Annotated in this window: 9 protein-coding genes and 1 CRISPR repeat array (1 of these 10 cut by a window edge); of the genes, 2 read left to right on the top strand and 7 right to left on the bottom strand. The window is 43.5% G+C overall.

The genetic code is table 11. The features are described from left to right. Window positions 1-700: a CRISPR direct-repeat array (repeat unit 36 nt; unit sequence GTTTTAGAGCTGTGTTGTTTCGAATGGTTCCAAAAC) (it extends 1,382 nt beyond the left edge of the window). A gap of 49 nt (window positions 701-749) precedes the next feature. The 6 genes from HMPREF1115_RS07020 to pbp1b all read right to left on the bottom strand — a co-directional run bounded on the left by HMPREF1115_RS07020 (window position 750) and on the right by pbp1b (window position 7,442). Further along, window positions 750-1,430 (bottom strand): rhomboid family intramembrane serine protease, encoded by a 681-nt coding sequence (locus tag HMPREF1115_RS07020; protein WP_000658471.1) that lies wholly within the window; start codon window positions 1,428-1,430, stop codon window positions 750-752. Further along, the gene (locus tag HMPREF1115_RS07015; protein WP_000642757.1) at window positions 1,414-1,953 is read right to left on the bottom strand and encodes a 5-formyltetrahydrofolate cyclo-ligase; all 540 of its coding nucleotides are present in this window, start codon (window positions 1,951-1,953) and stop codon (window positions 1,414-1,416) included. Before HMPREF1115_RS07015 ends, HMPREF1115_RS07020 begins: the two co-directional genes overlap by 17 nt. 11 nt (window positions 1,954-1,964) lie before the next feature. Further along, window positions 1,965-3,095: an N-acetyldiaminopimelate deacetylase gene (locus HMPREF1115_RS07010; RefSeq protein WP_000885092.1), complete on the bottom strand. Its 1,131-nt coding sequence runs from the start codon at window positions 3,093-3,095 to the stop codon at window positions 1,965-1,967. A gap of 67 nt (window positions 3,096-3,162) precedes the next feature. Beyond that, a complete protein-coding gene (gene dapD / locus HMPREF1115_RS07005; protein WP_000127467.1) occupies window positions 3,163-3,861 on the bottom strand; it encodes a 2,3,4,5-tetrahydropyridine-2,6-dicarboxylate N-acetyltransferase in 699 nt (232 codons plus the stop codon). A gap of 84 nt (window positions 3,862-3,945) precedes the next feature. After that, complete coding sequence (locus HMPREF1115_RS07000; RefSeq protein WP_002882309.1) at window positions 3,946-4,857, bottom strand: DMT family transporter; 912 nt, start codon at window positions 4,855-4,857, stop codon at window positions 3,946-3,948. Between the two features lie 77 nt (window positions 4,858-4,934). Further along, window positions 4,935-7,442: a penicillin-binding protein PBP1B gene (gene pbp1b, locus HMPREF1115_RS06995; protein ID WP_000664436.1), complete on the bottom strand. Its 2,508-nt coding sequence runs from the start codon at window positions 7,440-7,442 to the stop codon at window positions 4,935-4,937. 140 nt (window positions 7,443-7,582) lie between these two features. On the opposite strand from pbp1b, the gene tyrS reads away from it, so the two are divergent. Continuing rightward, window positions 7,583-8,839, top strand: a complete 1,257-nt coding sequence (gene tyrS / locus HMPREF1115_RS06990) for a tyrosine--tRNA ligase (RefSeq protein WP_000546913.1) — start codon at window positions 7,583-7,585, stop codon at window positions 8,837-8,839. Between the two features lie 53 nt (window positions 8,840-8,892). After that, window positions 8,893-9,741, top strand: coding sequence for a putative RNA methyltransferase (locus HMPREF1115_RS06985; RefSeq protein ID WP_001095501.1), 849 nt, complete (start codon window positions 8,893-8,895; stop codon window positions 9,739-9,741). Between the two features lie 66 nt (window positions 9,742-9,807). Here the strand turns inward: HMPREF1115_RS06985 and glgP are convergent, their stop codons facing one another. Next, complete coding sequence (glgP, locus tag HMPREF1115_RS06980) at window positions 9,808-12,066, bottom strand: glycogen/starch/alpha-glucan family phosphorylase (RefSeq protein WP_000937152.1); 2,259 nt, start codon at window positions 12,064-12,066, stop codon at window positions 9,808-9,810. Window positions 12,067-12,076: the final 10 nt, after the last annotated feature.

Below are 12,076 nucleotides of genomic sequence, written 5' to 3'. Positions count from 1 at the left end.
CCTTGTTTTAGAGCTGTGTTGTTTCGAATGGTTCCAAAACTCTTGAACCTAAAATCATTCAGCGTGGCCAGTTTTAGAGCTGTGTTGTTTCGAATGGTTCCAAAACCTCCTTTGATCACTGATTCCATTGCTCCCGGTTTTAGAGCTGTGTTGTTTCGAATGGTTCCAAAACGATGGAGTCATCAACTTTACGACCTAATACGTTTTAGAGCTGTGTTGTTTCGAATGGTTCCAAAACCGTCCATAATCATTAATGTATGAATTGGTTGTTTTAGAGCTGTGTTGTTTCGAATGGTTCCAAAACTGCCCGTCGTACTGAGTCTTCATTGTTTGTGTTTTAGAGCTGTGTTGTTTCGAATGGTTCCAAAACTATTGCTCACCTTTATATGACGCAACATCAGTTTTAGAGCTGTGTTGTTTCGAATGGTTCCAAAACACCCTCCAGCTCCACAACATCCAGTTATTAGTTTTAGAGCTGTGTTGTTTCGAATGGTTCCAAAACGGTGGGGCTATGATACTCAATCATGCCCCGGTTTTAGAGCTGTGTTGTTTCGAATGGTTCCAAAACTATTTCAGACAGTACTAAACCAATTTGAAGGTTTTAGAGCTGTGTTGTTTCGAATGGTTCCAAAACTCTTTTCTATACCCTATTTTACACCATGAAGTTTTAGAGCTGTGTTGTTTCGAATGGTTCCAATCTACATAAAGAGCTACTCATTTTTTGAGTAGCTTTTTAACTATTCCATCCCTTACACATAGCTCATTCCTTTGTAGAAAAGGAAAATGGCAAGTGCGACAAAAAGTAGGGTTGCTCCGATTCGCTGGCTGGTACTATACATCCTTTTATCCCATTTGACTGGAAAAATGACTGCTAGAAAGGCACCGCCTACTGCGCCACCAATATGCCCTGCTAGGCTGATTCCTGGAATCAGAATACTTCCAATGATATTTATCACGAAAAGCGTCAGGTAGGATTGCCCTAACTGCTGGATATAGGGGCTGCGAGTCGCATAGCGCAAAACGATAATCGAAGCAAATAATCCATAGAGAGAAGTGGAGGCACCTGCTGCTAGGACTTTCGGTGTGAAAGCAAAAACAAAGAGATTGCCCATCATTCCTGATAAGAGATAAAGAAGGAAAAATTGCTTAGAGCCGAAAATCTCCTCCACCTGTTGTCCAAGAAAGTAGAGTGAAATCATATTGACAATGAAATGCTCCCATCCAATGTGCACAAATATAGCCGAAAATAGGCGCCAAATCTGCTCTGGGAACAGGCGAATGATCGGTCCATACATGGCCCCAAACTGAAGCAAGGTATCTGCTCGTTCAAAATTTAAACCTGTAAGAACCAACATCAAGAGAAATACCAATGCGGTTACTAGGAGGAAGAAACTAGTCACAGGATAACGTTTATCAAAGATTTCCTTCATAGGTTAGCACCTCCTTGACGGGAATATCATGGTCTTCCAAGTTAAACTCCTGAACCTGACAAGGATAGATTGTACTCATGGTCTGACCAGCAAAATATTCCAGATAGCGGTCATAGTAGCCTCCACCATATCCGATCCGATAGCCTTCTGTCGTAAAAGCCAAGCCCGGAACATGGATTAAATCAATCTGAGACGGATCCACAACTTCCAAGTCTCCTTGCGGTTCAAGTAAACCAAAGGAAGTTTTTACCAACTGCTTCGGATCATATACCACAAATTCCATGCGCCCCTTGGGATAGGTTTTGGGTATCAGAACCTTTTTGCCGTCCTTCAGCGCCCGCTCGATCAGTTCTTGCGTTTGAAATTCATGAGGGAAGGAGAGATAGGTTGCGATGGTCTTGGCTTCTTTGTAAAAAGGGTGTTGTAAGAAACGCTCAGTTAAAACTTGATCCATAGCCTGTTTTTGCTCCTGAGATAAAGCCTTCATTTCTTGCAAAATTTTCTTGCGTAGTTCTGCTTTCATAGACAATTCCTCTACTCTGCTGCCTTCTTTTTCAGAAAACTAGAGACCGCATCTACCCCAATGGCTAAGGCTTCTTCCTTAGGACTCATCTGAGGGTGATGAAGGGCGTAGGGACTATCGATACCCAGCCAGAACATAACGCCATCAACCTTCGAAAGGAGATAACCAAAGTCCTCACCAGTCATAGCTGGCTCGATATCAATCAACTCGATTCCGTCTTTCTCTTCAAAAAAGTCCATCAGTTCACGCGCCAAGGCTGGATTATTCTCAACAGGTAGGTAGCCTCCTTGCTTGAGTTCTACTTCGACTTCCATATCAAAGGCTGCTGCAACCCCTTCTGCGACTGTCTTGACCCTCTTTTGTACCAAGAGGCTCATGTCTTGAGTCAAGGCGCGAATGGTTCCATGTAAAAAGGCTGTATCTGTGATGACATTATTCGCAACACCAGCTTGGAAAAGGCCAAAGGTCACCACTGCTCCCTCGATTGGGTTAACATTGCGGCTAACCACTGACTGCACCTGAGTGATAAAGTAGCTAGCAGCCACCAAGGCATCATTGGCCTCATGCGGGAAGGCTGCGTGCCCACCTTTCCCTTTGAAACAAATCTTCACCTCACAAGTTCCTGCAAAGAGTGTATGGTTATTGGTCGCAATCTGTCCAACCTTTAGATCTGGACGAACATGGAGACCATAAAATTGGTCTGGCAACCAATCTCCAAAAGCACCATCCTCATACATGAGCATACCACCCGCTTCATTTTCTTCAGCAGGTTGAAACAGAAAAAGCAGATTATTCTTGAGTTGCTTCTCAAGAGCACGCTCTAAACAGCCCAAGGCAATGGTCATATGAAAATCATGGCCACAGGCATGCATGCGACCTTGGTGTTGAGAAGCAAAAGGTAGACCTGTTTGTTCGACGATAGGCAGGCCATCAATATCTGTCCGCCAACCAATGGTTCGCTCCGGCTGACTTCCCTGCAGGTAGACCAAAATCCCTGTTCGCCAAGTACGAATTTGAACAAAATCCTTGCCCGCAGTCAATTTCTCAATCACATCCAGCAAATAAGCCTGAGTCTTGAACTCCTCCAAGCCAATCTCTGGAATCTGGTGTAAATCTCGTCTAGTCTGAATCAAATCTAACATCTATCTGTCCTCCGATATAGCAGAAAGAGGCTGGAAAAAGAGTTCCGCCTCTTTTTTACTTTTACAATTACAAGGTACGAAGCGCATCCTCTAGCGCTGTTTTTTGTTGAGTTTGGGCATCAATTTCTTTGATGATACGAGCCGGAACACCTGCTACAACAACATTTTTTGGGACATCCTGGGTAACGATAGCTCCTGCCGCAACGACCGAACCACTGCCGATTTGGACTCCTTCGATAACCACGGCATTGGCACCGATAAGAACATTGTCTCCAACACGAACTGGTTCAGCGCTAGCTGGCTCAATCACACCCGCCAAAACTGCACCTGCACCAACGTGGCTATTTTTTCCAACGATAGCACGACCACCAAGGATGGCACCCATGTCAATCATGGTTCCAGCACCGATTTCAGCACCGATATTGATAACAGCTCCCATCATGATAACAGCATTGTCACCAATTTCCACCTGGTCACGGATAATAGCGCCTGGCTCGATACGAGCGTTGATAGCACGTTTATCTAGCAAAGGAACTGCAGAATTACGAGCATCTTGCTCGACAACATAATCTTGATTTTCTACCAAACCTTCAAGAAGCGGAGCGACGTCCTTCCAGTCTCCGAATAGGACATTTCCTAGTTTGACAACAGAGCTAGGCACAGCAGTTGCGAGTTGCCCCTCAAAGGTTACTTTGACACTGGTTTTCTTTTCAGCATTGGCGATAAATTGGATAATTTCTTGAGCGTTCATTTTTGTAGCAGTCATAGGCGCCTCCTAGTTCGTTATAATGATACCTATTCTACCAAAAAAGGCTTCAAATTTGAAGCCTCAACTATCAAATAATCATCTTTACCTGGCTTGTTTTGCTTCTTCTACAGATAAGAAAATCATCGGAACGATAATCAACACCATAGCCAAGGCCAAAAAACCATCCATGACCAATCCCAGAAAAAGAACACTTAATAAAGCTGAAGAGAGCGGTTCGCTAGCACTCACCACCGATACAACCAGCGGGGAAACGAGTGACACAGCCTTCATAGATAGGAAGAAGGCAAAAGCAGTACCAAACACGGCAATAATCAAACAAATCAGCAGGCTGCTAGCATCCAACTGGAAGGTGACATGATGGACTGGATAGAGCAGATTACTAAAGAGCCCTGCGAGAATCATCCCCCAACCAACAGTAGGTACAAAACCATAGTGGCGGGCAAATCGTTGGGGCAAGATGACATTAAACATGACGCCTACTGCACTGAGCAAGCCTGTCACTAGAGCCAAAGGTGTCATGGACAACTGGGACAAGTCCCCTTTTGTGGCCATCAAAAAAACACCTAGCATGGCAATCAAAACATAGAGCACAGCTGTAATCGAAGCCTTCTTCTGGTAGACGATTCGATTGTAAAACAGGATAAAAACTGGGCTGATAAATTGCAAAATGGTCGCCGTCGTCGCATTGGAATACTCAACACAGAGATAGAAGAAAAACTGCACAGAAAAAATACCTAGAATAGCATAGGCTAAAAAAGGTAGATAATTTTTCTTATCACGCCAGATGTCCAACAAGCGGCTACGCAACTGAAAGGCAGATAGACCTAAAACCAAACTCCCCGCCACTAATAAACGCATAGAAGTAATCCATCCAGAAGACACTGGATAATGAGTGAAAAAATACTCTCCTAAAATTCCACAAATCCCCCAGATTAGGCCTGAGAGTAGCGAGTATACTGTTCCCTTAACAATCTTTTTCTGATAATGATTCATATTATTATTGTAACACGAAACCAACAAAGAAAAAAGTAGCAACAAGGAGAAATTACTAACCTTGCTACTACTCTTTCTTAACGATTAAATAGACGTGAACGTCCTGAAGAACCACTTTGAGTATTTCCACTCGAACTTGAACTTCCAGAGCTACTGCTTGAACTTGAGCTTGGAGGAGTCACTGCTGGAATGCTTCCTAGAATATTCTTCCATGCGTTCAGATAATCTGCATCGCTTCCTCCAATGGCAAAGCGATAGGTGGTCACTGGGGCACCTTCTTTAGTCGCCCAGTAGCTCGTTACTGTCGATCCAGAAACTTCTATTTCTTTCCCATTGATGGAAACCTTGCCCGGTTTTTGCCCTGTAGATCGGAGAACTTGTGACTTGGTCACACTTGGATCCAGATTAAAGCGCTCATTCCCCCATATTCCAGGTTCAGCTTGTTGGATAGCATTGACCAAGTGGGCCATATAGTTGGCATTGCGGTAGTGGCCTGCTCCTTTGGCTAGTGGTCGGTTGTCATCGTGACCTAACCAGCCACCCAAAGTCAAGCGAGGTGTAGAAAGCATGAGCCACATATTTTCATCTTCATTGGTCGTACCAGTTTTTCCGATCCAGTCAGCACGAGCTAGGGATGGATTGATAGTCGTCAAATCCGTCTGGAAACTTGAAGTAATCCGAGATGAAATAACATCCCGAAGGAGACTTTGCATGATGGTTGCTGTCGCTTTCGAATAAACTTGGACAGGCTCATCCTTGTGCTCGTATACCACTCGACCATCCGTTGACTCGATCTTCGTGATCATATGTTTCTTATGGTAAACTCCATTGTTAGCTATGGTCTGATATCCGTTGGTATGCTGGGCAACTGTAACATCAATCCCCCCACCCATCGGTAAACTTTCAATCCCATATTCTGGGATTTCGTAACCCATTTTTTCCATATAGCCTTTGACATCCACACCCTTCTCTCGAAGCGTACGATAAGTCCAGTAGGCTGGGATATTCCATGAGTAGTTAAGGGCTTCTCCCAATGTCATCATGCCCGTACCAGGACTATTGACATACATGATAGGATTCCCATTTGAGAAGTTGGTAGGATAGTTTGACAAGATACTTGCACTTCCCATCAAACCTTGGTCAATAGCGATACCATAGGCCAATATAGGTTTTGTGGTTGAAGCTGGAGAACGCTTGGTATCGATAGCGTGATTGTTCTGATTTTCTTGATAATTACGGCCACCAACAAATCCTAGGATAGCTCCCGTTTGGTTGTCCATGAGGACATTCCCCACCTCAGGCTGGCCTGTTGAATCATCTAGCAGGTAGCCGTAGGTCGCAACCGCATTTTGCATCGCAGCATGAACATTTTTATTGATAGTTGTCGTAATCTTATATCCACCATTTTCAATTTCCTTAGCGGCTAGATCGCGATAGGATTTCTGAATGGACTCATTCTTTAATTCTTGCGCAGAGACATTATCTCGTTGGACGAGGTAGTCGTACATGCGGTCAGTAGCTTCTGCCAAGGTTGCATAGTAGAGATAGTCACGCGAAGTACCACTAACACTACCGGATGGTAGGAAATCTTTCTTAAAGTCATAATCTTTGTACTTATCGTAGTCTTCCTGACTTAGAGCTCCTGTCCGATACATATTGTAGAGTACATCCTTGGCACGCTTAATCCCCAAAGCCATGTCCTCATCACTCTTCATGCTACCATCAGATTCATAAGGAGAGTAACTAATCGGACTCTGCGGCAATCCTGCGATAAAGGCTGCTTGAGGGACCGTTAAATCCGAAGCATTGACTCCAAAGATTCCTTCTGCAGCCTGCTGGGCACCTGCAATATTTTGGCCCTTGTGATTGCGTCCAAAAGGTGCAATATTAAGGTAGGTTGTTAAAATCTCATCCTTGCCCATGGCCCGTTCTAAAGCCAAGGCATCAATAATCTCTTTAGCCTTACGAGCCAGAGTTGGAGCATCCCCCACCACTTGCTGCTTGATGACCTGCTGGGTCAAGGTCGAACCACCACTAGACGAGCCTAGACCGACAAAGGTTCCCAAGGTCGCACGAATAACGGCCTTAGGCACAACTCCCTTGTGCTCATTGAAATGCTCGTCCTCTGTCGCAACAATAGCTTTCTTAAGATTGTCTGAGATAGCATCTGAAGCGACTGAAGTGCGCAATAAATCACCCTCGATCGAGGCAATGGTACTGCCGTCAGAATAAGTGATTTCTGAGATGGAGGCAATATCCTTCACTTGCTTGACCAACTCTTCTGCCTGAGGGACTTGGGCCTTGTCAAATAGAGCGACTCCATAACCCATAGCCACACCAGCGCCAAACAGTCCACCGATAAAGCCTAAGATAAAGAGAGTATTAAAGACTATTTTAAACCCACTCAAAACCTTAGCAAAAATAGACCCTGCCTTTCTAACTTTATCAGAAGAGGTCCGCTTTTTACCGGTTTTCTTATTAGCTAGTTTTTCTGCTAGTCTTTTCTTCCATTTCGCAATTCGTTGCATTAGCTGCTGGAAAAAATGCAGCATTTTTGTTTTTAATTCATTAATTCTTTCTTTCATGAATGTCCTCGCTTTCTCTATTATACCATAAAAGGGAAACTTTCAATAAAATAGCCACTTTCTTCCCTATTCCACTAGGCTATTAATCAAGTTTGTGATACAATAGGTAGAAACAATATTTTATAAAGGAGAAAAGACACATGCACATTTTTGATGAGCTAAAAGAGCGTGGTTTGATTTTTCAAACGACTGATGAAGAAGCGTTGCGCAAAGCCCTAGAAGAAGGTCAAGTTTCTTATTATACTGGCTACGATCCAACTGCTGACAGCCTTCACCTCGGCCACCTTGTCGCAATCTTGACCAGTCGTCGTTTGCAACTAGCAGGTCACAAACCTTATGCGCTCGTTGGCGGTGCTACAGGTCTCATCGGAGATCCGTCCTTCAGAGATGCTGAACGTAGTCTCCAAACAAAAGACACAGTAAATGGCTGGGTCAAGTCTATCCAAGGACAACTTTCTCGCTTTCTTGATTTTGAAAATGGTGAAAATAAAGCTGTCATGGTCAACAACTACGACTGGTTTGGCAGCATCAGCTTCATTGACTTCCTCCGTGATATCGGAAAATACTTCACTGTCAACTACATGATGAGCAAAGAGTCTGTGAAAAAACGGATCGAAACAGGGATTTCTTACACAGAGTTTGCCTACCAAATCATGCAAGGCTATGACTTCTACGTCCTTAACCAAGAGCACAACGTCACCCTACAAATCGGTGGTTCTGACCAGTGGGGAAATATGACAGCTGGGACAGAATTGCTTCGTCGTAAGGCTGACAAGACAGGTCATGTTATCACAGTTCCCCTTATTACTGATGCGACTGGTAAGAAATTTGGTAAATCAGAAGGAAACGCAGTCTGGCTCAACCCTGAAAAGACTTCTCCATACGAAATGTACCAATTCTGGATGAACGTCATGGACGCTGACGCTGTTCGCTTCTTGAAAATCTTTACCTTCTTGTCACTTGATGAGATCGAAGACATCCGTAAACAATTTGAAGCTGCTCCACACGAACGCTTGGCTCAAAAAGTCCTGGCTCGTGAAGTCGTGACTCTTGTCCACGGAGAAGAAGCTTACAAAGAAGCTCTTAACATCACTGAGCAACTCTTTGCTGGAAACATTAAAAACCTTTCTGTCAAAGAACTCAAACAAGGACTTCGTGGAGTGCCAAACTACCAAGTACAAGCAGACGAAAACCACAATATCGTGGAACTTCTCGTCTCATCTGGTGTGGTCAATTCCAAACGCCAAGCCCGTGAAGACGTTCAAAACGGAGCTATCTACGTCAACGGCGACCGTATCCAAGACCTTGACTATGTCTTAGGAGATGCAGATAAGTTAGAGAACGAACTCACTGTTATCCGACGTGGTAAGAAAAAATACTTCGTCCTTACATATTAAAAAGCAAACTGGAGGCATTTGCCATCCAGTTCTTTTTTTGCTAGACTTAAACTATGAATACAAACCTCAAACCAAAACTCCAGCGCTTTGCTTCTGCTAGTGCCTTTGCCTGCCCCATCTGCCAAGAAAATCTCACCTTGGTAGAGTCTAGCCTCAAGTGTAGCAACCACCATTCTTTTGATCTAGCAAAATTCGGCTATGTCAATCTGGCACCTCAAATCAAACAATCCACCAACTACGACAAGGAAAACTTTCAAAACCGCCAGCAAATTCTGGAAGCTGGTTTTTATCAGACTATCTTAGAAACCATCTCAGACCTACTAGCGACTAAATCATCTGCAAAAACTGTCTTGGACATCGGTTGTGGTGAAGGTTTCTACTCTCGTAAACTCCAAGAAAGTCATTCTGAAAAAACCTTCTATGCCTTTGATATTTCCAAAGATTCCGTTCAAATCGCTGCCAAGAGTGAACCCAACTGGGCGGTCAATTGGTTTGTTGGTGACCTGGCTCGTCTTCCTATAAAAGACGCCAGCATGGATATCCTGCTTGACATCTTTTCGCCTGCCAACTATGGGGAGTTTCGTCGCGTTTTATCCAAAGACGGTATCTTGATTAAGGTCATCCCTACTGAAAACCACCTCAAAGAAATCCGCCAAATGGTGCAGGACCAGCTGACAAAGAAGGATTATTCCAACCAAGATATCAAAGAACATTTCCAGGAACATTTCAGCATCCAATCTAGCCAAATAGCTTCTCTAACCAAACCCATCACAGCAGAGCAACGTCAAGCCCTGCTTACCATGACACCCTTACTCTTTCACGTTGATCATACCAAGATTGACTGGACTCAGTTGACTGAGATTACCATTGAGGCAGAGATTTTGATTGGGAAAGTAGGGTGAAATATTTTAAAGATAAAAAAAGCGCATCTTTTTAGATGCGCTTTTTATAATCTGTTGCAAAAAATCTTAGTTCAAGTGCCAGATATCTTTGTTGTACTGGGCGATTGTACGGTCAGATGAGAAGAATCCTGCTTTGGCAATGTTAACGATGACTTTATCCAACCATGCGTCACGGTCTTCGTAGTCAGCAAGCATTTGCTCTTTGACTTTAATGTAGTCTTCCAAGTCAAGAAGAGTCATGAACCAGTCTTTGTTGATCAATTCGTTGTAAAGACGTTCCAAGCGTTCTTTCTTACCTACTGCAAGAACAGCATCGCTCACAATGAAGTCAACCAACGGTTTGATAGCTTCACGAGCATAGAATTCGCTTGATTTGTATGCTTCTTTTGCGTAAAGGTCGATAACAGTTTCAGAATCTTCACCAAAGATGTAGATGTTTTCGTCTCCAACCAACTCAGCGATTTCCACGTTAGCACCGTCCATAGTACCAAGAGTCAAAGCACCGTTCAACATGAATTTCATGTTACCAGTACCTGAAGCTTCTTTAGAAGCAAGTGAGATTTGTTCTGAGATGTCACATGCTGGGATGAGGAAGCTTGCTGCAGTAACGTTGTAGTTTTCAACCATAACTACTTGCAAGTGTGGAGCTACTGCTGGATCGTTTGCAATCACTTCTGACAAGCAAAGGATCAAGTGAATGATGTCTTGAGCGATTGTGTAGGCTGGAGCTGCTTTACCACCGAAGAATACTGTGATTGGGCGAGCAGGGATGTTACCAGCCTTGATATCAAGATATTTGTGGATCACATACAAAGCATTCATTTGTTGGCGTTTGTACTCGTGAAGACGTTTGATCTGGATATCAAAGATAGAGTTTGTATTGATTTCCACACCTTGGTGTTCTTTCAAGTGACGAGCCAATTTACGTTTGTTGTGAGCTTTGATGCTTTCCAATTTTTCTTTGACAGCAGCCTTGTCTTCGTATGACAAGAGTTTTTCAAGCTCATCTGCTTCATGATGCCAACCTTCTCCAATAATCTCATCCAAGTAGTGAGACAGTCTTGGGTTGGCATGCATGAGCCAACGACGGAATGTGATACCGTTTGTTTTGTTGTTGAATTTTTCTGGGTAAAGGTCGTAGAAAGCTTTCAACTCTGAGTTCTTCAAGATTTCAGTGTGAAGAGCCGCAACCCCGTTTACGCTGTATCCGTAGTGGATATCCATGTGAGCCATGTGAACGCGGTCGTTTTCATCAATGATTTGAACAGCTGGATCTTTGTATTCTGCTTTCACACGACGGTCCAATTCTTCGATGATTGGTACCAAGTGAGGAACCACTTCTTCCAAGAATTCAAGAGGCCATTTTTCAAGGGCTTCAGCAAGGATTGTGTGGTTAGTGTAGGCAGTCATGCTACGTACGATTGAGATTGCTTCATCAAGCTCGATACCACGGGCAGTCAAGAGACGGATCAATTCAGGAATCACCATTGATGGGTGAGTATCGTTGATTTGTACAACAGCGTAGTCCGCAAGGTCATGCAAGTTGCTTCCTTTTTCGATCGCTTCGTCGATGATCAATTGCGCACCGTTTGAAACCATGAAGTATTGTTGGAAGATACGGAGCAATTCACCTTGCTTGTCGCTATCGTCTGGGTAAAGGAAGAGAGTCAAGTTGCGAGCGATATCTGTCTTGTCAAAGTTGATACCATCTTCGATGATAGAAGAATCAACTGAATCCAAGTCAAACAAACGCAAGCGGTTTTTAGTAGCTGTCTTGTAGCCAGGTACATCAATATCGTAAAGAGTTGATGTCAATGTGAAGTGTGCAAATGGCACTTGGTAGCTACGGCTTGAGCGAACCAACCAGTTTTGCTCTGTCAACCAAGCGTTAGGAATTGTTTCTTGTTGGTTGTTTTTAAGAACTTGTTGGAAAAGACCGAAGTGGTAGTTCAAACCAACACCATCACCATTCAAACCAAGTGTAGCGATTGAGTCGATAAAGCAGGCTGCCAAACGTCCCAAACCACCGTTACCAAGTGATGGTTCCAATTCGACTTCTTCGATTTCGATCAACTCTTTACCTGCAGCTGCAAGTTCTTTTTTCACATCGTCATAAAGTCCAAGGTTAATCAAGTTGTTTGACAAGAGTTTACCGATCAAGAACTCAGCTGAGATGTAGTAAACTTTTTTCTTACCAGTGTTGACTGGTTTTTGACTGCTAGCAAGCTTGCTGTAGTTGAGAAGAGCAAGGTAAAGCTCTTCATTGCTACATTCTGCAATGGTTTTATTGTAACGTTTTTTTACAAATTCGTTTAATGGTAACATGTTTATGTGT

It is taken from the genome of Streptococcus oralis SK610, from assembly GCF_000257455.1.
Taxonomy (GTDB): domain Bacteria; phylum Bacillota; class Bacilli; order Lactobacillales; family Streptococcaceae; genus Streptococcus; species Streptococcus oralis_CB.
The sequence above is the reverse complement of the archived record's forward strand: the minus strand, read 5'-3'. Positions and strand labels throughout refer to the sequence as shown.